The organism is Nocardioides pollutisoli (assembly GCF_040045055.1).
GTDB lineage: Bacteria > Actinomycetota > Actinomycetes > Propionibacteriales > Nocardioidaceae > Nocardioides > Nocardioides tweenelious.
On the sequence record NZ_JBDZDU010000002.1, the window covers coordinates 647,033 to 670,263 of the forward strand.

Below are 23,231 nucleotides of genomic sequence, written 5' to 3' on the forward strand. Positions count from 1 at the left end.
TGGGTGTCAGAGGTCGAGGCGGCGGGAGAGGTCTGACTGGAAGGTACGTCGTGGGTCGACCCGCTCCCGCACGGCCCGGAACTCGTCGAGCCGGGGGTACATCGCCGGCAGCATCGCGGCGGACAACCGGGAGTCCTTGGCGAGGTAGACGCGGCCGCCGGCGGCGACCACCTGCTCGTCGAGGCTGTCGAGGAGCGGTGCCAGGGCGGGGTGGGCCGGCACGTCGTACGCCAGGGTCCAGCCGGCCATCGGAAATGACAGCGGGCTGTCGTTGCCCGGGCCGAACCGCTTGAGCACGGCGAGGAAGCTCGGCAGCCGCGCCTCGGCGATCTGCTCGAGGATCCGGACCAGGGCCTCGCCCTGGTCGTCGGGGACGACGAACTGGTACTGCACGAACCCGTGCGGGCCGTAGGCGCGGTTCCACCCGCCGATCCCGTCGAGCGGGTGGAAGAAGGCGCTCAGCGACTGGATCTCCCCGACCCGGTGCCGGGGCGCCTTGCGGAACCACGCCTCGTTGAACGCGCGCACGGCCGGCCCGGAGACCAGGTTGACCGGCGGGGTGATCGGGACGGTCAGCCGCGGCGGACCCGGCGGGACCAGCGGCTCGCGCGCACCGATGACATCCCTGGCGGCGTGCTCGCCTCGCGAGAGCACCGAGCGCCCGAGCGAGGCACCCCGGGCGAGCGTGTCGATCCACGCCACCGAGTAGGTGAAGTCCGCGTCGCCCTCGCGCATCGCGCGCATCACCTCGTCGAGGTTCGCGAGGCGCTGCGTGGTGACCTCGGCGTACGCCGTCTCGACCGGGATCGTGTCGACGACGGCGCTCAGGACGACCCCGGTGAGTCCCATCCCGCCGACGGTCGCCCAGAAGAGGTCAGCGTCGGTGTCCGGGCCGACGGTCCTGGTGCTGCCGTCGGCGAGCACCAGGTCGAGCGAGCGCACGTGGTCGCCGAAGCTGCCGGTGACGTGGTGGCTCTTGCCGTGCACGTCGCAGGCGATCGCGCCGCCGACCGTGACGTAGCGGGTGCCGGGCGTCACCGGCACGAAGCGGCCCTGCGGCAGCAGCGCCGCGATCAGGTCGTGGAGGCTGGTGCCGGCGCTCACCCGGACGGTGCCGTCGGCGGCGACCGGCCCGATCTCGGTCGGGAGCGGCAGCAGCACCCCTCCCCCGGCGTTCTGCGCCGGGTCGCCGTACGACCGGCCGAGGCCGCGCGCGATCAGGCCACGCCGACCGGTGGCGCGCACCAGGTCCGGCACCTCGGCCGCGGTCGGGGCGACCGGCGCGCCGACCGACGGCGCCGTCCGTCCCCAGCCGGCGAACTCAGGCACTCAGGACTCCCAGCGCGAGCACCACGATCCAGACCGCGCCGATGCCCTGCAGGACCCGGTCGCGCCACACGATGTCCTCGGGCTCGGCGGCCAGGCCCTTGTCGATGTCGACGGCGTAGCGCATCAGGCCGACCACGAACGGGATGATCGAGAGGGTGTGCCACGGGACGCCGTCCTCGGTGGCGTTCTCGAAGGCCCACAGGCAGTACGCCGTGATGGTGACGGCCGCGGCGATGCTCCACACGAACCGCAGGTAGGTGTCGGTGTAGCGCACCAGCGAGCGGCGGGTGCCGGCCTCGCTGCCGAGCGTGTGCAGCTCGGAGTAGCGCTTGCCCGCGACGATGAAGAGCGAGCCGAAGCCCGACACGAGCAGGAACCAGTCGGAGATCAGGATGTCCGCGGCGAGGCCGCCGGCCACCGCTCGCATCAGGAAGCCGCCCGCGACCAGGGCCAGGTCCAGCACCGGCTCGTGCTTGAGCCAGAGCGAGTAGAGGACCATCACCACGATGTAGGTGAGCAGCAGCACCACGAACTCGGGTCGGGCGGCGAACGCCACGGCGATGCTGGTCGCGAGGAGCAGGGCGGCGACGACCAGGGCTGCCCGGACCGACAGCTCGCCGGCGGCGATCGGGCGGGACCTCTTGCGCGGGTGCAGCCGGTCGGCCTCGACGTCGGCGCAGTCGTTGACCAGGTAGATCGCCGACGACGCCGCGCAGAAGGAGACGAAGGCCAGCACGGTCGGGCCGAGGACTCCCGGGTCGCTGAGGTCACCGGCCGCGAGAGGCGCCGCGACGACCAGCAGGTTCTTGGTCCACTGCTTCGGTCGCATGGACCGGAGCACAGCACCAAGGGAGATCACGGCCGCGAGTCTAGGGTGCGGCGTTCTGGCCGGGGTCGGGACTCGCATACGCTTCCGGCCGTGTCCTCCACCGCTCCCGGCCGCGTGCGCTCGCTCCTGAGCGGCGGCGGCTCGATCGCGGTGGCGATGGGCATCATGAACGTCGCGACGTACGGCTTCACGATGATCGCGGCCCGGATGCTCGGGCCCCGGTCGTACGGCGCCCTCGCGAGCCTGATGGCGACTCTCCTGGTCATCACCGTGCTCCAGCTCGGCCTGCAGGCCACCGCAGCCCGGCGGATCGCCGCCGAGCCCGAGCACGTCGCGCAGATCGAGAAGACCATCCTCGGCGTGACCTACCGGGCGGCGGTCGCGCTCGGCGTGCTGCTGCTGGTGCTCGCACCGCTGCTCAACGTCGTGCTGCGGCTCGACAGCCTGGTGACCGCGGCCCTGGTCTCGGTCGTGTCGATCCCGTTCACGATCATGGGCGGGCAGGCCGGCATCCTCCAGGGCGAGCGCCGCTGGACCGCGCTCTCGGTGCTCTACCTGCTCAGCGGCGTGCCGCGGCTGGTGATCGGCACCGCCCTGGTCGCCTGGCACCCGACCGAGCTGGCCGCGCTGATCGGCACCGGCCTCGGCGCCTGCTTCCCGGTGGTCGCCGGCTGGTGGTTCCTGCGCCGTACCCGCGTCCCGGGCATCCAGAGCGAGGAGCACGGCTTCCGGAAGGTGATCCGGGAGTCCTTCCTCAACTCCAGCGTGCTGCTCGCCTTCTTCGCGCTGTCGAACGCCGACATCGTGATCGCCCGCAACGTCCTCGACGAGCACGATGCCGGTCTGTACGCCGGCGGCCTGATCCTCACCAAGGCGGTGCTCTTCCTGCCGCAGTTCGTGGTGGTGATCGCGTTCCCGTCGATGTCGACGATCAGCGAGCGCCGCCGGGCGCTCACCGGCAGCCTGGGTCTGGTCGTCGGCCTGGGCGCGGCGGTGACCCTCGCGACCGCCGTGCTGCCCGACCTCGCGCTGATCTTCGTCGGTGGCGACGACTACCAGGAGATCTCCGACCACCTGTGGATCTTCGCGATCCTCGGCACGGTGCTGTCGATGCTCCAGCTGCTCGTCTACTCCGTGCTCGCCCGTCAGGGCCAGCGCTCCGTCTACCTGGTGTGGGCGGCGTTCGTCGCGCTGATCGTGCTCGGCCTGATGGCCGAGAGCCTGCGCGGCCTCTTGAGCGTGGTCATCGTGATCGACTCGCTGCTCCTGGTCGCGCTGCTCGCGATCAGCCTCTACGTCACCCGGCCGTCAGTGAGCAGCCTCGTGCCAGCTGCGCCCGAAGCCGACTGACACGTCCAGCGGGACGGTGAGCTCGGCCGCGCTGCCCATCTGCTCGCGGACCAGCAGCTCGAGCGCCTCGCGCTCGCCCTCGGCCACGTCGAACACGAGCTCGTCGTGGACCTGGAGCAGCATCCGCGAGCGGAGACCAGCCTCGGTGATGGCGCGGTCGACGTTGAGCATCGCGACCTTGATCAGGTCGGCCGCCGAGCCCTGGATCGGTGCGTTGAGCGCCATCCGCTCGGCCATCTCGCGACGCTGCCGGTTGTCGCTGGTGAGGTCGGGCAGGTAGCGGCGCCGGCCCATGATCGTCTCGGTGAAGCCGGTCTTGCGGGCCTCCTCGACGACGCCGCCGAGGTAGTCGCGGATGCCGCCGAAGGTCTGGAAGTACTCGTCCATCAACCCGCGGGCCTCCCCCGGGTCGATCCCGAGCTGCTGGCTCAGGCCGAACGCGGACAGGCCGTAGGCGAGGCCGTAGTTCATCGCCTTGATCTTGGCGCGCATCTCGGAGCTGACGTCGTCGGCGGGGACGTCGAAGACCCGGGCGGCGGTGATGGAGTGGAAGTCGTGGCCCGAGCGGAACGCCTCGATCAGGAGCTCGTCCTCGGAGAGGTGGGCCATGATCCGCATCTCGATCTGGCTGTAGTCGGCCGTCATCAAGGACTCGTAGCCGTCGCCGACGACGAAGCCCTCGCGGATCCGGCGGCCCTCCTCGGTGCGGACCGGGATGTTCTGCAGGTTGGGGTCGGTGCTGGAGAGACGTCCGGTCGCCGCGATCGTCTGGTTGAACGTCGTGTGGATCCGGCCGTCGGAGGCCACGGTCTTGAGCAGCCCCTCGATCGTCTGGCGCAGCCGGGACACGTCGCGGTGGCGGAGCAGGTGGAGCAGGAACGGGTGCTCGGTCTTGACGTAGAGCGCCTGGAGCGCGTCGGCGTCGGTGGTGTAGCCGGTCTTGGTGCGCTTGGTCTTCGGCATGTCGAGCTCGTCGAAGAGCACCACCTGGAGCTGCTTGGGTGAGCCGAGGTTGATCTCCTTGCCGATGACGGCGAAGGCCTCCTCGGCCGCCGTACGCACCTCGGTGGCGAAGTGGCTCTCGAGCGACTCGAGGTGGTCGACGTCGACCGCGATGCCGGTCTGCTCCATGGTGGCGAGCAGGTCGACGAGCGGGAGCTCGACGTCGTTGAGGAGGCGGGTGCCGCCCCGCTCCTCGAGCTCCTCGTCGAGCGCGGACGCCAGGTCGAGGACGGCCCGGGCGTGGAGCATCTCCACCTCGCCCGCGTTGTCGTCGTCGAGGCCGTCGAGGCTGAGCTGGCCGTCGTCGGCCCCGCCCTGCTTGAGCTCACGCTTGAGGTAGCGGACGGTGAGGTCGGCCAGGTCGTAGGAGCGCTGGTCGGGCCGCGCGAGGTAGGCCGAGAGCGCGGTGTCGCGGTCGAGCCCGGAGAGCGGCATCCCCCACGCAGCGAGGGCGAGCATCGGGCCCTTCGCGTCGTGGAGCACCTTGGGCCGGGCCGGGTCGGCCAGCCACTCCGCCAGCGCCGTCTGGTCGGCCGGGTCGAGGGTGTCGGCGGCGACCCAGGCGGCGGTCCCGTCGGTGGTCGCGAGCGCCAGCGAGGTGACCTCGCCGGTCCCGGCACCCCAGCGACCGGCCAGGTGGAGGCCGACGCGCTCGCCGGCGACGGTGTGCTCGGCGAGCCAGGCGCCGAGCTCGCCGGACTGGAGGACGCTCATCGCGACGTCGAAGCCGGAGTCGTCGATGTCCTCCTCGGAGGACAGCGTCTCGAAGAGCCGGTCGCGCAGCACCCGGAACTCCAGCCCGTCGAAGAGCGTGTGCACCTCCTGCCGGTCCCACGGCCTGAGCGCCAGGTCGGCGGGCGCGAGCTCGAGGTCGAGGTCACGGATCAGCGCGTTGAGCTGCCGGTTGCGGATCACGTCGCCGAGGTGGGCGCGCAGCGCCTCGCCCTTCTTGCCCGGGATCTCGTCGGCGTGGGTGATGACGTTGTCGAGGCCGTCGTACTGGTTGATCCACTTGGCGGCGTAGCCGACGCCGACCCCGGGCACGCCCGGCAGGTTGTCGGAGGTCTCGCCCACGAGCGCCGCGATCTCGGGGTAGCGGGCGGGCGGGACGCCGTACTTGTCCTGCACCCAGGCGGGCGTCATCCGGGCCAGGTCGGAGACCCCCCGCATCGGGTAGAGCACGGTCGAGGTGTCGGTGACGAGCTGGATGGAGTCGCGGTCCCCGGTGAGGATCAGCACCTCCATGCCGTCGGCGAGCGCCTGGGTCGCGAGGGTGGCGATGATGTCGTCGGCCTCGTAGCCGTCCTTCTTGAGGAACGGGATGCGCAGCGCGTCGAGCACCTCCTCGATCAGCGGCAGCTGGCTGCTGAACTCGCTCGGCGTCTTGCTGCGGCCCGCCTTGTACTCGGCGTACTCGGCCAGCCGGAAGGTCTGCCGCGACACGTCGAAGGCGACGGCGATGTGGGTGGGCTGCTCGTCGCGCAGGACGTTGATCAGCATCGATGTGAAGCCGTAGACGGCGTTGGTGTGCTGACCCGTCGTCGTCGAGAAGTTCTCGACCGGGAGCGCGAAGAAGGCGCGGTAGGCGAGCGAGTGACCGTCGAGCAGCAGGAGGCGTGGCACCCTGCGACTCTATCGGCGACCGCCGACAGGCAGGATGGCGCCATGAGCGACGTTCCGAGCGAGAACCTGAGCATCGACGACTACATCTCCTCCATGCCCGAGGGCATGGGCGGGCTCAACGAGAAGATGGGCATCGAGCTCGTCGAGATCTCGGCCGAGCGGGTCGTCGGCACCATGCCCGTCGAGGGCAACACCCAGCCCTACGGCCTGCTCCACGGCGGCGCGTCGGTCGTCCTGGCCGAGACCCTCGGCTCGGTCGGCTCCGCCGTGCACGCCCACCCGGACAAGCTGTCGGTCGGCATCGAGATCAACGCGACCCACCACCGCTCCGCCACCTCCGGCACCGTCACCGGCACGGCCACCGCCATCCACCTCGGCCGCACGACCGCGACGTACGAGGTCGTCATCACCGACGAGCGCGGCAAGCGGGTCTGCACCTCGCGGATCACCTGCGCCCTGCTCCCGCGGGAGCGGTACGCCGGCTGAGCGTGCCGCCGGTGGTTGAGGAAGGACGAAGTCCTGTCTCGAAACCCCTGCCGTGCGCGCGACGCTGCTGGTCGTCTCACCGGGTCTCGACACGCCAGTCGCGACTTCGTTCCTCAGTCGCGCGGCTTGCTCGACCACCATCAGCGGATCCGCTGACGCGTCCCCGCTAGCTCTCGAGGCCGGCCCGGCTGCGGCGCAGGGACCGGCGGGCGGCCAGGACCTGGGTCAGCTGACGGCCCGACGCGGCGTTGGCCGGCCGACGGTGGGCAGCGAGCCGGGTGCGTACGGCGTGGGTCGTGGCGACCCGCAGCACGGCGTACGGACCGAGGGCGATGCGGGCCATGAAGCGGTTGGCGTCGCGAGACCCCGCGACCGCCGCGGTCGCGACGTGACCCACGCCGAGCTCCTCGGCCCAGGTCACGGCGGCGTCCATCAGCGCGCTGCCGACACCGTGCCGGCGGAACGGCACCAGGACGTGCGGTGAGAGCGCTCGGACGACCGGCTCGAGGTTGAGCGGGGACATCGTGGTGGCCTGCAGGTGCACGGCACCGGCGAACTGGGCGTCGTACTCCGCGACCACGATCCGCTGGTCGGTGGACGCCTCGACCCGGGCGATCACCGCGACCATGTCGGCGACCTGCTCCTCCGGTGCGGCCTTGCGCAGGACGTCGCCCCACACCTCAGCGAGGTGGGGCGCGTCCTCAGCCGTCGCCGAGCGTAGCGACACCATCGAGCGCGTCATCGGGCCCTGGCCTTTCCGGGTCGGCCGCGTCTCTCGTCCCCCGAACGCGGCGCCACTGGATGAGACTACGCTCAGCGTCCTTGTCCTGTCATTGGAGTCCCGTGATCCCCGGAATCGGCACCATCGTCAACGTCGTCGCCGTGCTGATCGGCTGCACGATCGGCGTCCTCCTCGGCAACCGGTTGCCCGTCCGCACCCGCGACGTCGTGACCGACGCGCTCGGCCTCGTGACGCTCCTGATCGCCGGTACGTCGGCCATGGCGGTGCTCGACGACGACTTCTCGGACGCGGTCGGCGACAACGCGCCGATGCTGATCGTGCTCGGCTCCCTCCTGATCGGCGGGATCGTCGGCTCCCTGCTGCGCCTCGAGTCACGGGTGGAGGGTGTGGGCGGCTGGCTGCAGAGCCGTCTGTCGGGCGGCGCGGGCGCCGTCGAGCGGCACCGCTTCATCGAGGGCTTCGTGGTCTCCTCCCTCGTCTTCTGCACCGGCCCGCTCACCATCTTGGGATCCCTGAACGACGGACTCGGGAACGGTGCGGACCAGCTCTTCCTGAAGTCCGCCCTGGACGGCTTCGCGGCGATCGCGTTCGCGGCGTCCTTCGGGTGGGGTGTGGCCGCCAGCGCGGTGACGATCGTGGTGATCCAGGGTGGCCTGACGCTGCTCGGGCTGGCGCTGGGCGACGTCCTGCCCGACGCTCATCTGGCCGCGATCACCGCCACGGGTGGTCTGCTCCTCGTCGGGGTGGCCATCCGGCTGCTCCGGATCCGCGAGATCCCCGTGGCTGACCTGCTTCCGGCGCTGCTCGTCGCACCGGTCCTCGTGGAGATCGTCAGCGCCCTGCGTTGACTGTGCAGCATTGACGTAACGGTTCGCTAACGACAGGGTGCCGTAAAGCCCGGCACCATGCGGCCAGTCCTACGGTGGCATGGCTAATGCCCAACCTTTCGGGAGGGCGGGCGCGGTGAAGTGCATCAACGCGACAGAAAGGTTCACCCCGTGAATCGACCCAAGACCGCCACATGGCTGCGGCTGATGGCCGGCACGGCCGTCCTCGGCCTCGCCCTGACTGCTTGTGGCAGTGACTCGGACGGCAGCAGTGCCGGCGACACTCCCAGCACCAGCCCCTCGGCGTCGGAGTCCGATTCCGCACCTCCTGCGGACTCGTTCACCGACGACAAGTGCTCGTCCAGCCAGACCAGCGCAGACACCCTGCGCGTCGGCGGCATCCTGCCGCTCACCGGCTCCCTCGCCTTCCTCGGCCCGCCGGAGATCGCGGGCGTCGGCCTCGCCGTGTCGGACATCAACGCGGCTGGCGGCGTCAACGGCTCCCAGGCCTGCCACGACATCCAGGACTCGGGTGACTCCAGCGACATGTCGGTCTCGACCGCGTCCGCCGGCACCCTGGTCGCCAGCAAGCCGTCGGTCGTCATCGGTGCCGCCTCGTCCAGCGTCTCGCTGAACGTCGTCGACACCTTCGCCGACAACAAGATCACCGAGGTCTCGCCGGCCAACACGGCCGTCGACCTCAGCGGCTACTCGCCGTGGTACTTCCGCACCGCCCCGCCGGACGGCGTCCAGGGCAACGCGCTCGGCACCCTGATCACGACCGACGGTTACACCAAGGTCGCGTTCATCGTGTTCGCCGACACCTACGGCACCGGCCTGCGCAACGCGGTCGAGGAGACGGTCAAGGCCGCTGGTGGCTCCTGCACCTACGGCTGCAAGGGCCAGGGTGACGAGTTCCCGCCGGGACAGACCACCTTCTCCTCCGAGGTCAGCGGTGCGCTCGCGTCGAAGCCTGACGCGATCGTCGTCCTGGCGTTCGACGAGACCAAGTCGATCGTCCCCGAGCTGAAGTCGCAGGGCTGGGACATGTCCAAGACCTACTTCACGGACGGCAACACGGCCGACTACAGCAAGGACTTCGCGAAGGGCACCCTCGAGGGCGCTCAGGGCACCATCCCCGGTGCTGACCCGGACCAGACCTTCAAGGACCGCCTCAGCGGTTGGGCCGAGGTCGGCGAGGGCAAGCCGCTGCAGGACTACTCCTACGGTGCCGAGTCCTACGACGCCACCATCCTCGCCGCGCTCGCCGCGGTGAAGGGCGGTGCGACCGACTCGCAGACGATCCGCGACAACTACGCGGCCGTCTCCGGTGCCACCGACGGCGAGGAGTGCAACACCTTCGCCGACTGTGCCGCTCTGCTCGCAGACGGCAAGGAGATCCGGTACGCCGGTCCTTCGGGCATCGGTCCGATCGACAAGGAGAACGACCCGTCCTCCGCGTTCGTCGGCATCTACACCTTCAACGCCGACAACAAGAACGAGCTCACCAGCACGGTCGAGGGCTCCAAGCAGTAATCACCACCCGTAGCACCGAAGGGCCCCGGACCGTCAGGTCCGGGGCCCTTCGTCTTGCCCGGCACGCACGCCACCCATCCCCCACCACCGGCCCGGCTGCCTCGGTGTCGGTCCGGCACGGCGATGGCGCGGGCGGAGCCGGCGCCCCACTCCGGACCGGCACCGGTTGGTCAGCACGGACCAAGCCCGGACAGCGGAAAGCCCGACGCGCAGCGTCGGACACCAGGTCCCAGGAGGGCTGCGGGGGTTTCGAGACAGGCCCCCAGGGGGCCTTCCTCAACCGCCGCACATGAACATCGACCCGCCCGAAAGTTTCGGGCGGGTCGACGTGCAGAACGGGTCAGTGGTCGTCGCGCGCGTCGTCCACGTCCTTCGCGAGCGTGCCGAGGTAGAGCTCGATGACCTTCGGGTCGTTGGCCAGCTCGCGACCGGTGCCCGTGTAGGCGTCGCGGCCCTGGTCGAGCACGTAGCCGCGGTCGCAGATCTGCAGGCAGCGGCGGGCGTTCTGCTCCACCATCACCACGCAGACGCCGGTCTTGTTGATCCGGCGGGTCCGCAGGAAGGTCTCGTCCTGACGGACCGGGGACAGACCGGCGGACGGCTCGTCGAGGAGCAGCACCGACGGCTCCATCATGAGCGCCCGCGCCATGGCGAGCGACTGGCGCTCACCACCGGACAGCGCGCCCGCGCTCTGGTTGCGCCGGTCGTGCAGCACCGGGAACAGGTCCCACATCGCGTCGAGCCGCTCGCGGACCTTCTTGGGGCGCAGGTAGAGCCCCATCCGGAGGTTCTCCTCGATCGAGAGCGACGGGAAGACGTTGTTGGTCTGCGGCACGAAGCCGACACCCATCTCCACGAGCTGGTTGGTGCGCAGGTTGGTGATGTCCCGGTCACCGAGCACCACCGAACCGGAGTGCACCTTGACCAGGCCGAACATCGCCTTGAGCAGCGTCGACTTGCCGGCGCCGTTCGGGCCGATGATGCCGATCATCTCGCCCGGGTAGGCGACCAGGCTGCACCCGTTGAGGATGTTGACCCCCGGCAGGTAGCCGGCGACGACGTCCTTGGCCTCGACGACGGCCTTCTGCGTGGGTGCCGCGGTCGCGACACCACCTTGCTGCTGCTCGCTCACTTGAGACCCTCCGCCTCTTCCTCGGCCTGGCGTTCCGCTTCTTCGGCGGCCACCTCTTCAGCGATCTCCTCGAGTGCCTCGTCGCTCAGCAAGGCGTCGTCACCGAGGTCGGTGTCGTGGTGCGCGCCGAGGTAGGCGTCGATGACGGCCGGGTTGGACATCACGGTGTCGGCCGAGCCCTCGGCGACCAGCCGACCTTCGGCCATCACGGCGACCCAGTCGGAGATGTGGCGTACGACGTGCATGTCGTGCTCGACGAAGAGCACGGTCATGCCCTCGTCGCGCAGGCTCTGGATGTGGCCGAGCAGCGACTGCGTCAGCGCCGGGTTCACGCCGGCCATCGGCTCGTCGAGCATGATCATCTTCGGGTCGCTCATGAGCGCACGCGCCATCTCGAGCAGCTTGCGCTGGCCGCCGGAGAGGCTTCCCGCGTAGTCGTGCTTCTTCTCGAGCAGCTTGAACCGGTCCAGGAGCTCGTCGGCCTTCGCCTCGATGTCGCGCTCCTGCGCGCGCCACGCGGGACGGAAGACCGACTTCAGGAGGTTCTCGCCGGCCTGGTTCTGCGCGCCGAGCATCATGTTGTCGATGACGGTCATCCGGCTCAGCGCCTTGGTGAGCTGGAAGGTCCGCACCATGCCGGCCTGGGCGACGCTGGACGCCGAGGTCTTGTCGAGGGTGCGACCGTCGAAGGCCCAGTGCGCACCCTGCTTCGCCGAGGTCGGCCGGTCGAAGCCGGTGATCAGGTTGAAGAACGTCGTCTTGCCGGCACCGTTGGGACCGATCAGCGCGGTGATGATGCCGCGCTGGACCTCGAGGTGGCCGACGTCGACGGCGGTCATGCCACCGAACTGACGGACGATGTTGTCCACGACCAGGATCGGGTCGGGCTTGCTCGCGCCGGGGTTGGCGTCGAACCTCGTCACCAGGTCGCGGCGTACGGCGGGATCTGCCATCCCGGTCGGGGTGATGGTGTGCTCAGACATCGAAGCGCAACTCCCTCTTGTTACCGAGGATGCCTTGTGGTCGGAAGATCACGATCAGCATCAGCGCCACACCGACGACGATGTAGGAGAACTGCTCGGTCTGCTGGTTGTTCATGATGCTGTCGGGGATGTACGCCGCAGCGGTGTACTTGATCCCGATCCGGGCGGCGTAGAAGATCACCGCGCCGAGGACCGGGCCGAAGATCGTCGCGGCGCCACCGATCAGCAGAGCGGTGTAGCAGAAGAACGTCAGCGAGCGGCCCATCGAGTCCGGCTGGGTGCTGGTCGGCAGCACGTAGATCATGCCGCCGATCGCGCCGAAGAGACCACCGATGATGAGCGCCTGCATCTTGATCGAGAAGACGTTCTTGCCGAGCGACCGGATCGCGTCCTCGTCCTCACGGACGCCTCGCAGGAGCCGCCCCCAGGGGCTGCGCACCAGCAGGAAGACCACGAACGTGCACACGGCGACCAGCGCCCAGGCGACGAACCGGACCCACCAGCCGTTGACGCCGGTGGCCTGGTTGGGCACCGGGAAGAGGAAGAACAGCAGGAGGACGCCGACGACGCCGAGAGCGATCGCGGCGAGGATCCGACCGTTGCCCGACAGGCCCGCGCGACCGCGCAGGACGAAGACGAGTGCGGTGATCAGGCCGATCAGCAGCAGCCACCCGACGATCCTCACCCAGGCGGCGCCGTCGGCGACGTCGAGGTAGTTGAACGGCAGCAACGTGAACTGCCCCTTGCCGAAGAACGACAGATTCTGGAAGGGGTGGGCGTACTGGCTGCCGGGGATGCCCTGCGCGGCACCCGTGAAGTCGGAGAGCAACGACGACCTGCTGACGTACCTGAGGATCTCGGCGGCCGAGATCGTCACGATCGCGAGGTAGTCACCGCGCAGCTTCAGCGTGGGTACGCCGAGCACGAGCGCGAAGACCAGGGCCGCCGCGAGACCGAACAGGATGCCGACCGCGAAGGGCAGGCCGTGCCAGACGGAGATCGCCATGCCGTAGGCACCGAGCAGCATGAAGCCCGCCTGGCCCATGTTGAGCAGGCCGGTGAAGCCGAAGTGGATGTTGAGGCCGATGACGGCGATGGCGACGGCAGCGGTCTGCGGAGACAGCGCCTCGCGCATCATGCCGTTGAGAATTCCCTGGATGGTGTCCATGTCCCTGTCCTTCCTCAGCCGACCCGCTGCGGCTTGCCGAGGAGGCCCTGGGGCCTCACCAGCAGGAGCAGGATCAAGATCAACAGCGCCGTGGCGTACTTGAAGTCACCCGGCATGCCGACCACCGGCGAGACCTCGACCACCAGTCCGATGATCAGGGCGCCGACGAGAGCACCGAACGCCGTACCGAGGCCACCGAGCGTCACCGCCGCGAAGAGCAGCAGCAGGATCTGGAGACCCGAGTCCCACTTCACGCCGTTCACGACGAGGGCGTAGAGCAGGCCGGAGAGACCCGCCAGGCCCATCGCGACCGTCCAGACCAGGCGGATCACCTTGTCGGTGTCGATGCCGGACGCGGAGGCGAGGGCCGGGTTGTCGGAGACAGCGCGGGTCGCGCGACCCACCCGGGTGCGGAGCAGGGCGTAGCCGACCAGGGCGAGCACGACGACGGAGATCCCCATCGCGGCCAGCGACTGGTTGGTGATGGTGATCGGGCCGAACTCGGAGACCGACGGGTTCTCCTGCAGCACGCGGACCGTCCCGGCGCCGACGAGGTACTGGTAGACGTACTGGAGGGCGAGCGAGAGACCGATGGTCACGATCATCATCTGGCTCAGCCCCAGGCCACGGCGTCGCAGTGGTTGCCAGAGCACCCGGTCCTGGAAGTAGCCGGTGAAGGCGCACAGCAGGACGACCAGGATCCCGCCGACGAGCAGGCCGAGGCCGTGCACGTTGATGAGGAAGTAGCCGAGCATGCCGCCCAGGGTGACCTGCTCGGCGTGCGCGAAGTTGGAGAGGCCGGTCGTGCCGTAGATCAGCGACAGGCCGACCGAGGCGAGCGCGAGGAGCAGGCCGAGACGCAGCCCGTTGACGGTGCTCTGCAGGAGCTCGTCGAACTTGCTGGTCGACGCGCTGTAGTTCTCGGTGCGAATCGTCAGCAGGGCCGGGATGGTCGCGCCGAACTTGGCCTTGACCGTCACCTGACCGGTGTCGACGACCAGGTCCTTCGGCAGCGTCGTCTCGTCGATCTTGACGACGTACGTGCCCTCGTCCTCGACCTGGATGTTCCACTTGCCCGTGTCGCTGGTCGTGACCTCCTGAGCCTGACCGGCCTCGTCGGTGATCGTGATCGTGACGTCGGGCAGGACGCCGTCCTCGGTGCGCAGCGTTCCTGCGATGCAGGCCTTGTCAGGGCCAGGGAGGCACAGGGTGTCGACGGCGCTCGCCGTGCTCGCCGTGAACATCACCAGCAAGGGCGCGAACAGCAGCGCGACGATGAGTCCCGCTGCCCCCCTGCCCACGGTCCGTTCACGGACAACGTGTCGAGACTTCAAGTCGGTCCTCCCATCCCCGAACCCCCGCCGGGCTCGCAGGGCAGTCTAGGGGCCAACACGCCGCTGAGCGCCACATCGACACCATCGCCCTGCAGGTCGTGGCTGGGCTTTACCGAAGCGTGATGTTGCCGAGACGTCCGGTCAGCCGGCGATGCCGGGACCGTGGGTGATCACGCCGTCGGCGACCTGACGCATCGACAGGCGCAGATCCATCGCGGTCTTCTGGATCCACCGGAAGGCGTCGGGCTCGGAGAGCTTGAGCTGCTCCTGCAGGACGCTCTTGGCGCGATCGACGGACTTGCGGGTCTCCAGGCGCTCGGTGAGGTCGGCGACCTCGGCCTCGAGCATGGCGAGCTCGGCGAACCGGCTCACCGCCATCTCGATCGCCGGCACCAGGTCGGTCTGGGTGAACGGCTTGACGAGGTAGGCCATGGCACCGGCGTCGCGGGCCCGCTCGACCAGGTCGCGCTGGGAGAAGGCGGTGAGGATGACGACCGGGGCGATCCGCTGGGCGGCGATCCGCTCGGCGGCGGCGATCCCGTCGAGCACCGGCATCTTCACGTCGAGGATGACCAGGTCGGGCCGCAGCTCCTCGGCGAGCTCGACGGCCTTGGCTCCGTCGCCCGCCTGCCCGACGACGTCGTACCCCTCGTCGGAGAGCATCTCGGCGAGATCCATCCGGATCAGGACCTCGTCCTCGGCGATGACGACACGGCGCACGGGGCCCGCGGTCGGCTGGTCGGTCGGCTGGCTCACGGCAGAAGGTTATCCGCCGACGCGCACGTCCGGACGCGGGACGGTCAGGCTGGACGCGGCGCGGCGCCCACGGCCGGCAGCGAGACGGCCCGGTGCTGGTGGAGGAAGAGCTCGACCTCGTGGCGCTCGACGGCGCAGCGCGCGAGCTCCGTCGCAGCGGAGCGGGCGTTGCCGACCGCGACCTCGTTGCTGCTCCGGGGCCACTCCCACGGCTTCCACATGACGACCTCCACTGTCCCGAGCACCCTTCGGTCGAAACTGTAGTAGTTCGATCGACTTTAGCCAAGGGATCGACCCGACCGCGATTCGGCTAGGGTTCTCGCGCTGTCGGCCCCGGTATCCCAACGGCAGAGGAAGCGGTCTCAAACACCGTCCAGTGTGGGTTCGAATCCCACCCGGGGCACCCACGGTTGAATCGAGAGTTCCGTCGGTTGAATCGAGACATTTGTATCGACTCAACTGCCGGAAGTCTCGATTCGACTGACGGAAGTCTCGATTCGACGATCAGCGCGGGGCGCGCTTGTACGCCGGAGCCACCTCGTTGATCGCGTCGCCCATCCGGTGGATGCGGAGCGCGTTGGTGGAGCCGGGGATGCCGGGAGGGGCACCGGCGATGATCACCACGAGGTCGCCCTCCTTGACGCGGCCGATCTGGAGCAGCTGCTCGTCGACCTGGCGGACCATCTCGTCGGTGTGCTCCACCATCTGGGTCTTGAACGTCTCGACGCCCCAGCTCAGCGCGAGCTGCGAGCGCACCGCGGCCTCGGGGGTGAAGGCGAGGACCGGGATCGGGCCGCGCAGGCGCGCCATCCGGCGTGCGGAGTCACCGCTGGTGGTGAACGCGACGACGTACTTGGCCTCGACCCGCTCGGCGACCTCCTCGGCCGCCTTGGCGATCACGCCGGAGCGGGTGTGCGGGTCCCAGTCGATCGGGGCGAAGACGCCGGCGCCGTCGCCGGAGGAGATCGCGTGGTTCTCGGTCGAGGTGATGATCCGCGCCATGGTCTCGACGGTGTGCACGGGGAACTCCCCCACGCTGGTCTCGCCGGACAGCATCACGGCGTCGGCGCCGTCGAGGACCGCGTTGGCGACGTCGGAGGCCTCGGCGCGCGTGGGCGACGGGCTGGAGATCATCGACTCGAGCATCTGGGTCGCGACGATGACCGGCTTGGCGTGCAGCCGGGCCTTGCGCACGATCGTCTTCTGCAGGAACGGCACGTCCTCGAGCGGGCACTCCACCGCGAGGTCGCCGCGCGCGACCATGAAGCCGTCGAACGCGTCGATGACCTCATCGAGGTTCTCGATCGCCTGCGGCTTCTCGATCTTGGCGATGATCGGGAGGTGGATGCCCTCCTCGTCCATGATCTTGCGGACGTCGGCCGCATCCTTCGCGTCGCGCACGAAGCTCAGCGCGATGAAGTCGACCGTGAGGTGCAGCGCGAAGCGCAGGTCCTCGATGTCCTTCTCCGACAGCGCGGGGACCGACACCGCGACGCCCGGCAGGTTGATGCCCTTGTTGTTGGAGACCTTGCCGCCGACGAGCACCTCGGTGCGGACGTCGGTGCCGTTCTCCACGCCGAGCACCCGCAGCCGGATCTTGCCGTCGTCGATGAGCAGCGGGTCGCCCACGGCGACGTCACCGGGCAGGCCCTTGTACGTCGTGCCGCAGATCTTGTCGTCACCCGCGACGTCGCGGGTGGTGATCGTCCACTCCTGACCGCGGTGCAGCACGACCGGGCCGTCGGGGAAGGTCTCGAGGCGGATCTTGGGGCCCTGGAGGTCGGCGAAGATGCCCACCCCGTGGCCGCTCGCGTCGGAGGCCTCGCGCACGAGGCGGTAGGCCTCCGCGTGGTCCTCGTGGGAACCGTGGCTCATGTTCAGCCGGGCGACGTCCATCCCGGCGTACACGAGCTCGCGGATCCGACGCGGCGACGAGGTCGCGGGGCCGAGGGTGCAGACGATCTTTGCTCTACGCACGTGCCTCAGCCTACCGCGACTTTGATCGTTCAAAGACCTAACTCCCCCGGTTCCGTCGACCCGCCCGTAAGTTTCGGGCGGGTCGACGTCCCGTTCACACGACGAGAGGGCGTTCGGTCGGCTTGATCGGGGCCGGCAGCGTGGTCGAACCGGTGAGGAACTCGTCCACCGCGGCCGCTGCGGCGCGGCCCTCGGCGATCGCCCAGACGATGAGCGACTGCCCGCGACCCGCGTCACCGGCGACGAAGACGCCGGGCACCGAGGACATGTAGGACAGGTCGCGCGCGACGTTGCCGCGCTCGTCCAGGTCGACCTCGAGCTGCTCGACGAGGCCGGCCTTCTCCGGACCGGTGAAGCCCATCGCGAAGAGCACCAGCTCGGCCGGGATCTCGCGCTCGGTGCCCTCGATCTCGGTGAGCTTGCCACCCTCGAAGACCACGTCGACGAGCTTGAGCGCCCGCACGTTGCCGTCCGCGTCGCCCAGGAACTCCTGGGTCGACACGGCGTAGACGCGGTCGCCCGCCTCCTCGTGGGCCGAGGAGACCCGGAAGATCATCGGGTACGTCGGCCACGGCTGTCCGGCCGGACGCGACTCGGGAGGCTCCGGCATGATCTCGAGCTGCGTGATCGACGCGGCACCCTGACGGGTGGACGTGCCGAGGCAGTCGGCGCCGGTGTCACCGCCACCGATGATGACGACGTTCTTGCCGGTGGCGAGGATCTGGCCCTCGACAGACTCACCGAGCGCGACCCGGTTGGCCTGCGGGAGGAACTCCATCGCCTGGTGGATGCCGCCGAGCTCACGGCCCGGGACGTTCAGGTCGCGGGCCTCGGTCGCACCCATGGCGAGCACCACGGCGTCGTACCGCTCGCGCAGCTTGGCGCCGGTGATCTCCTCACCGACGTTGACGCCGGCCCGGAAGACGGTGCCCTCGCGGCGCATCTGCTCGAGACGCTTGTCGAGGTGCTTCTTCTCCATCTTGAACTCGGGGATGCCGTAGCGGAGCAGGCCGCCGACCTTGTCGGCACGCTCGTAGACCGCGACGGTGTGACCGGCGCGGGTGAGCTGCTGCGCCGCGGCCAGGCCCGCCGGGCCCGAGCCGATCACCGCGACCGTGCGGCCCGAGAGCCACTCCGGCGGCTGGGGCCGGACCATGCCGGACTCCCAGGCCTTGTCGATGATCGAGACCTCGACGTTCTTGATCGTGACCGGGTCCTGGTTGATGCCCAGCACGCAGGCGGTCTCGCAGGGTGCCGGGCACAGGCGACCGGTGAACTCCGGGAAGTTGTTGGTCGCGTGGAGGCGCTCGATGGCGCCGTCCCAGTCGTCACGCCAGACCAGGTCGTTCCACTCGGGGATGATGTTGCCGAGCGGGCAGCCCTGGTGGCAGAACGGGATGCCACAGTCCATGCAGCGGCCCGCCTGCGCGGTGATGATCGGGAGCAGGGCCCGTCCGGCACTGCCGGGGTAGACCTCGTTCCAGTCGTTGACGCGTTCCTCGACGGGGCGTCGCTCGGCGACCTTGCGGCCTTCCTTCAAGAAGCCTCTGGGGTCAGCCATGGAGCGCCTCCATCATCGCGTGGGCGGTCTCGTTCTCGTCCAAGCCGTCGGCCTCGGCCTTCGCCTTGGCCTCGAGCGACTTGCGGTAGTCGGAGGGCATGACCTCGGTGAAGCGGGTCAGGCTGGTCTCCCAGTCGGCCAGCAGCGCCTCGGCGACCGACGAGCCGGTCTCCTCGAGGTGGGCGCGGACCAGCTGCTCGAGCTCGGCGGCCGCGTCGTCCTTGACGGGGCCGAGCTCGACCAGCTCCGGGTTGACCCGGTTCTCCTTGAGGTCCAGCACCCACGCGACGCCACCGGACATGCCGGCCGCGAAGTTGCGGCCCGTCTTGCCCAGCACGACGACGCGGCCGCCGGTCATGTACTCGCAGCCGTGGTCGCCCACGCCCTCGGTGACGATCGTCGCGCCGGAGTTGCGCACGCAGCAGCGCTCGCCGACCCCGCCGCGGATGAAGATCTCACCCGAGGTGGCGCCGTACGCGATCACGTTGCCGGCGATGATCTGCTCGTTGGCCTCGAACGTCGCGGCCCGGTCGGGGCGTACGACGATCCGCCCGCCCGACAGGCCCTTGCCGACGTAGTCGTTGGCGTCGCCCTCGAGCCGCAGGGTCATGCCCCTGGGCACGAACGCGCCGAACGACTGGCCGGCGGAGCCCAGGAAAGTGAGGTCGATGGTGCCCTCGGGCAGCCCCTCGCCGCCGTACTTCTTGGTGACCTCGTGGCCGAGGATCGTGCCGACGGTGCGGTTGACGTTGCGGATCGCGACCTGCGCACGCACCGGCTCACCGGACTCGAGCGCAGCCTGGGCCAGCGGCACCAGCTCGGTGACGTCGAGCGACTTCTCCAGACCGTGGTCCTGCGACTTGGTGCGGTAGAGGTCCTGGTCGGGGAAGGCCGAGCGGTCGGGCTGGTGCAGGATCGGCGTCAGGTCGAGACCCGAGGCCTTCCAGTGCTCCACGGCGCTGCCGATGTCGAGCGTGCCGACCTGGCCGATCGCCTCCTCGATGGTGCGGAAGCCGAGCTCGGCGAGGATCTCGCGGACCTCCTCGGCGATGTACTCGAAGAAGTTCACGACGTACTCCGCCTTGCCGGAGTAGCGCTCGCGCAGGACGGGGTTCTGCGTCGCGACGCCCACGGGGCAGGTGTCGAGGTGGCAGACCCGCATCATGATGCAGCCCGAGACGACCAGCGGGGCCGACGCGAAGCCGAACTCCTCGGCGCCCAGCAGGGCGGCCACGACGACGTCGCGACCGGTCTTGAGCTGGCCGTCGGTCTGCACGACGATCCGGTCGCGCAGGCCGTTGAGGATCAGCGTCTGCTGGGTCTCGGCCAGGCCGAGCTCCCACGGACCGCCGGCGTGCTTGAGCGACGTCAGCGGCGCAGCACCGGTGCCGCCGTCGTGGCCGGAGATCAGGACGACGTCCGCGTGCGCCTTCGAGACACCCGCCGCGACCGTGCCGACGCCGACCTCGGAGACCAGCTTCACGTGGACGCGGGCCGACGGGTTGGCGTTCTTGAGGTCGTGGATCAGCTGGGCCAGGTCCTCGATCGAGTAGATGTCGTGGTGCGGCGGCGGGCTGATCAGGCCCACGCCCGGGGTGGAGTGGCGGGTCTTGGCGACCCACGGGTAGACCTTGTTGCCGGGCAGCTGGCCGCCCTCACCGGGCTTCGCGCCCTGCGCCATCTTGATCTGGATGTCGTCGGCGTTGGTGAGGTACTCCGACGTGACGCCGAAGCGGCCGGACGCGACCTGCTTGATCGAGCTGCGCCGCTCGGGGTCGTAGAGACGGTCCGGGTCCTCGCCGCCCTCACCGGTGTTGGACTTGGCGCCCAGCCGGTTCATGGCGATCGCGAGGGTCTCGTGCGCCTCCTGGGAGATGGAGCCGTAGGACATCGCTCCGGTCGAGAACCGCTTCACGATCTCGGAGACCGGCTCGACCTCGCCGATCGGGATCGGCTGGCGGCCGGTGCCGTCGGCGTCCTTGAACTTGAAGAGGCCGCGCAGCGTCATCAGCCGCTCGGACTGCTCGTCGACGCGGGCGGTGTAGAGCTTGAAGATGTCGTAGCGACCGCTCCGCGTGGCGTGCTGGAGGCGGAAGACCGTCTCCGGGTCGAAGAGGTGCGGCTCGCCCTCACGGCGCCATTGGTACTCGCCGCCGATCTCGAGCTCACGGTGCGACGGCGAGATGCCGCCGCGGGGGTACGCCGTGGCGTGCCTGCGGGCGACCTCCTCCGCGATGACGTCGAGCTCGATGCCGCCGAGCTTGGACGTCGTACCGGTGAAGTACTTGTCGACGACCGCCTGCGACAGTCCGACGGCCTCGAAGATCTGGGCGCCGGTGTAGGACGCGACCGTCGAGACGCCCATCTTGGACATCACCTTGAGGACGCCCTTGCCGAGCGCCTTGATCAGGTTCTTGACGGCCTTCTCGCCGTCGGTGGAGACGTAGTAGCCCTCGCGCGCGAGGTCCTCGACGGACTCCATCGCCAGGTAGGGGTTGACCGCGGCCGCGCCGTAGCCGACCAGCAGGGCGACGTGGTGGACCTCGCGGACGTCGCCGGCCTCGATGAGCAGACCGACCTGGGTGCGGGTCTTCTCGCGGACCAGGTGGTGGTGGACCGCACCGGTGAGGAGCAGCGACGGGATCGGCGCCAGCTCCGCGGTGGAGTGCCGGTCGGACAGCACGATGATCCGGGCGCCGTCGGCGATCGCCGCCGAGACCTCCTGGCAGATCTCGTCGAGCCGCTCGGCCATCGCCGCTCCCCCACCGTCGACGGGGTAGAGACCCCGCGCGACGTGGGTGATGAAGCCCGGCATGTCGCCGTCACGGTTGATGTGGCGGATCTTGGCCAGGTCGTCGTTGGAGATGACCGGGAACGGCAGCTCGACCATTCGGCAGGACGCCGGAGCGGGCTCGAGCAGGTTGGACTCCGGACCGATGGTGCCGGCCAGCGAGGTGACCAGCTCCTCGCGGATCGCGTCGAGCGGCGGGTTGGTCACCTGCGCGAACAGCTGGCTGAAGTAGTCGAACAGCAGCCGGGGCTTGGCGCTGAGCGCCGCGATCGGCGTGTCGGTGCCCATCGAGCCGAGCGGCTCGCCGCCGCCGTTGGCCATCGGCGTGAGGATGACCCGCAGCTCCTCCTCGGTGTAGCCGAAGACCTGCTGGCGGCGGGTGACCGACGCGTGGGTGTGCACGATGTGCTCGCGCTCAGTGACGTCGTCGAGGTGGATCAGGCCGGCGTGGAGCCACTCGTCGTACGGGTGCTCGTTGGCCAGCTCGCTCTTGACCTCCTCGTCCTCGATGATCCGGTGCTCGTCAGTGTCGACGAGGAACATCCGGCCCGGCTGCAGCCGGCCCTTGCGGACGATCGAGGCGGGGTCGAGGTCGAGCACGCCGACCTCGGAGGCCAGGACGACGAGACCGTCGTCGGTGACCCAGTAGCGCGAGGGACGCAGGCCGTTGCGGTCGAGGACCGCGCCGATCTGCGAACCGTCGGTGAAGACCACACAGGCGGGGCCGTCCCACGGCTCCATCATCGTGGAGTGGAACTCGTAGAAGGCGCGGCGCTTGGCGTCCATCTCGGTGTGGTTCTCCCACGCCTCGGGGATCATCATCAGCACCGAGTGGGGCAGGGAGCGGCCACCCATGTGCAGCAGCTCCAGCACCTCGTCGAACGACGCGGAGTCCGAGGCACCAGGGGTGCAGATCGGGAACAGCCGGTCGAGGTCGCCCGGGATCACGTCGGAGGCGAGCAGCGCCTCGCGGGCGCGCATCCAGTTGCGGTTGCCCATCACGGTGTTGATCTCGCCGTTGTGGGCGATGAACCGGAACGGGTGCGCCAGCGGCCAGCTCGGGAACGTGTTGGTCGAGAAGCGCGAGTGGACGACCGCGAGGGCCGAGGCGATGCGCTCGTCGAGCAGGTCCGGGAAGAAGGTCTCCAGCTGCGCCGTGGTGAGCATGCCCTTGTAGGCGAGGGTGCGCGAGGACAGCGACGGGAAGTAGACGTCGGTCTCGTGCTCCGCGCGCTTGCGCAGGCAGAAGGCCAGCCGCTCGAGCGCCATCCCCGTGATCCGGGTGCCGGCGCCGGCGACGAACAGCTGGACGAACGTCGGCATCACGCCGAGCGCCATCTGGCCGAGGCCGTCGGGCTCGGTCGGGACGTCGCGCCAGCCGAGGACCGTGAGGCCCTCCTCGGCGGCGATCTCCTCGACCCGGCGGCGGGTCTTGGCGACCTGCTCCTCGTCACCGGGCAGGAACGCGGTGCCGACGGCGTACGCGTGCTGCGCGGGCAGCTCGAAGTCGACGACCGCGCGGAGGAACTCGTCCGGGACCTGGAGCAGGATGCCCGCGCCGTCCCCCGAGTTGACCTCGGCACCAGCCGCGCCGCGGTGGTCGAGGTTGCGCAGGGCGGTCAGCGCCTTGGCCACGATGTCGTGGCTGGCGACGCCGGTCAGGGTGGCCACGAACGCAACGCCGCAGGCGTCGTGCTCGAAGCGGGGGTCGTAGAGCCCTTGTGCTTGCGGGCCGCGCCAGTGTGCGGGCCCAGGCAAGGGTGCGGGCGGCGGGAATGCGTGCGAAGGAGGCACCGGGCATTCTC

17 protein-coding genes and 1 tRNA gene are annotated in these 23,231 nt (G+C 69.6%); 5 read left to right on the top strand and 13 right to left on the bottom strand.

Features of this window, described 5'->3' with window-relative positions; all coding sequences use genetic code 11:
* Window positions 1–6: 6 nt before the first annotated feature.
* The gene (gene dprE1 / locus ABLE68_RS21175) at window positions 7–1,329 is read right to left on the bottom strand and encodes an FAD-binding protein (RefSeq protein ID WP_348874063.1); all 1,323 of its coding nucleotides are present in this window, start codon (window positions 1,327–1,329) and stop codon (window positions 7–9) included.
* The gene (locus tag ABLE68_RS21180; RefSeq protein WP_348874064.1) at window positions 1,322–2,236 is read right to left on the bottom strand and encodes a decaprenyl-phosphate phosphoribosyltransferase; all 915 of its coding nucleotides are present in this window, start codon (window positions 2,234–2,236) and stop codon (window positions 1,322–1,324) included. Before ABLE68_RS21180 ends, dprE1 begins: the two co-directional genes overlap by 8 nt.
* Before the next feature lie 12 nt (window positions 2,237–2,248).
* On the opposite strand from ABLE68_RS21180, the gene ABLE68_RS21185 reads away from it, so the two are divergent.
* Complete coding sequence (locus tag ABLE68_RS21185; protein ID WP_348874066.1) at window positions 2,249–3,508, top strand: lipopolysaccharide biosynthesis protein; 1,260 nt, start codon at window positions 2,249–2,251, stop codon at window positions 3,506–3,508.
* On the opposite strand, the gene polA is transcribed toward ABLE68_RS21185, so the two are convergent.
* The gene (gene polA / locus ABLE68_RS21190; protein ID WP_348874067.1) at window positions 3,467–6,133 is read right to left on the bottom strand and encodes a DNA polymerase I; all 2,667 of its coding nucleotides are present in this window, start codon (window positions 6,131–6,133) and stop codon (window positions 3,467–3,469) included. The genes ABLE68_RS21185 and polA overlap by 42 nt on opposite strands.
* 42 nt (window positions 6,134–6,175) lie before the next feature.
* Here polA and ABLE68_RS21195 point away from each other — a divergent pair, with 42 nt between their 5' ends.
* Window positions 6,176–6,619, top strand: coding sequence for a PaaI family thioesterase (locus ABLE68_RS21195; RefSeq protein ID WP_348874068.1), 444 nt, complete (start codon window positions 6,176–6,178; stop codon window positions 6,617–6,619).
* Between the two features lie 166 nt (window positions 6,620–6,785).
* Here the strand turns inward: ABLE68_RS21195 and ABLE68_RS21200 are convergent, their stop codons facing one another.
* Entirely contained in the window at window positions 6,786–7,349 is a 564-nt protein-coding gene (locus ABLE68_RS21200) for a GNAT family N-acetyltransferase (protein WP_348874070.1), read from the bottom strand.
* A 113-nt stretch (window positions 7,350–7,462) separates the two neighbouring features.
* Between ABLE68_RS21200 and ABLE68_RS21205 the strand changes: the two genes are divergently transcribed.
* Entirely contained in the window at window positions 7,463–8,209 is a 747-nt protein-coding gene (locus ABLE68_RS21205) for a DUF554 domain-containing protein (protein WP_348874072.1), read from the top strand.
* Between the two features lie 150 nt (window positions 8,210–8,359).
* Window positions 8,360–9,724, top strand: coding sequence for an ABC transporter substrate-binding protein (locus ABLE68_RS21210; protein WP_348874073.1), 1,365 nt, complete (start codon window positions 8,360–8,362; stop codon window positions 9,722–9,724).
* A 340-nt stretch (window positions 9,725–10,064) separates the two neighbouring features.
* On the opposite strand, the gene ABLE68_RS21215 is transcribed toward ABLE68_RS21210, so the two are convergent.
* The 6 genes from ABLE68_RS21215 to ABLE68_RS21240 form a co-directional block, all read right to left on the bottom strand.
* Complete coding sequence (locus tag ABLE68_RS21215) at window positions 10,065–10,856, bottom strand: ABC transporter ATP-binding protein (protein ID WP_348874074.1); 792 nt, start codon at window positions 10,854–10,856, stop codon at window positions 10,065–10,067.
* Complete coding sequence (locus tag ABLE68_RS21220; RefSeq protein ID WP_348874076.1) at window positions 10,853–11,839, bottom strand: ABC transporter ATP-binding protein; 987 nt, start codon at window positions 11,837–11,839, stop codon at window positions 10,853–10,855. The genes ABLE68_RS21215 and ABLE68_RS21220 overlap by 4 nt, the downstream gene beginning before the upstream one ends.
* Window positions 11,832–13,007, bottom strand: a complete 1,176-nt coding sequence (locus ABLE68_RS21225) for a branched-chain amino acid ABC transporter permease (protein ID WP_348874078.1) — start codon at window positions 13,005–13,007, stop codon at window positions 11,832–11,834. The genes ABLE68_RS21220 and ABLE68_RS21225 overlap by 8 nt, the downstream gene beginning before the upstream one ends.
* A gap of 14 nt (window positions 13,008–13,021) precedes the next feature.
* On the bottom strand, window positions 13,022–14,308 hold the full coding sequence (locus tag ABLE68_RS21230) for a branched-chain amino acid ABC transporter permease (protein ID WP_348874080.1): 1,287 nt from the start codon (window positions 14,306–14,308) through the stop codon (window positions 13,022–13,024).
* 174 nt (window positions 14,309–14,482) lie between these two features.
* Window positions 14,483–15,097: an ANTAR domain-containing response regulator gene (locus tag ABLE68_RS21235; protein WP_348874081.1), complete on the bottom strand. Its 615-nt coding sequence runs from the start codon at window positions 15,095–15,097 to the stop codon at window positions 14,483–14,485.
* 44 nt (window positions 15,098–15,141) lie between these two features.
* Window positions 15,142–15,318, bottom strand: a complete 177-nt coding sequence (locus ABLE68_RS21240) for a hypothetical protein (RefSeq protein WP_348874083.1) — start codon at window positions 15,316–15,318, stop codon at window positions 15,142–15,144.
* Between the two features lie 109 nt (window positions 15,319–15,427).
* Between ABLE68_RS21240 and ABLE68_RS21245 the strand changes: the two genes are divergently transcribed.
* Window positions 15,428–15,500: transfer RNA gene (locus ABLE68_RS21245), tRNA-Leu, on the top strand.
* A 101-nt stretch (window positions 15,501–15,601) separates the two neighbouring features.
* Here the strand turns inward: ABLE68_RS21245 and pyk are convergent.
* The 3 genes from pyk to gltB form a co-directional block, all read right to left on the bottom strand.
* Window positions 15,602–17,074 (bottom strand): pyruvate kinase, encoded by a 1,473-nt coding sequence (pyk, locus tag ABLE68_RS21250; protein WP_348874085.1) that lies wholly within the window; start codon window positions 17,072–17,074, stop codon window positions 15,602–15,604.
* 94 nt (window positions 17,075–17,168) lie between these two features.
* A complete protein-coding gene (locus ABLE68_RS21255) occupies window positions 17,169–18,635 on the bottom strand; it encodes a glutamate synthase subunit beta (protein ID WP_348874087.1) in 1,467 nt (488 codons plus the stop codon).
* Window positions 18,628–23,184: a glutamate synthase large subunit gene (gene gltB / locus ABLE68_RS21260; RefSeq protein ID WP_348874088.1), complete on the bottom strand. Its 4,557-nt coding sequence runs from the start codon at window positions 23,182–23,184 to the stop codon at window positions 18,628–18,630. The genes ABLE68_RS21255 and gltB overlap by 8 nt, the downstream gene beginning before the upstream one ends.
* Window positions 23,185–23,231: the final 47 nt, after the last annotated feature.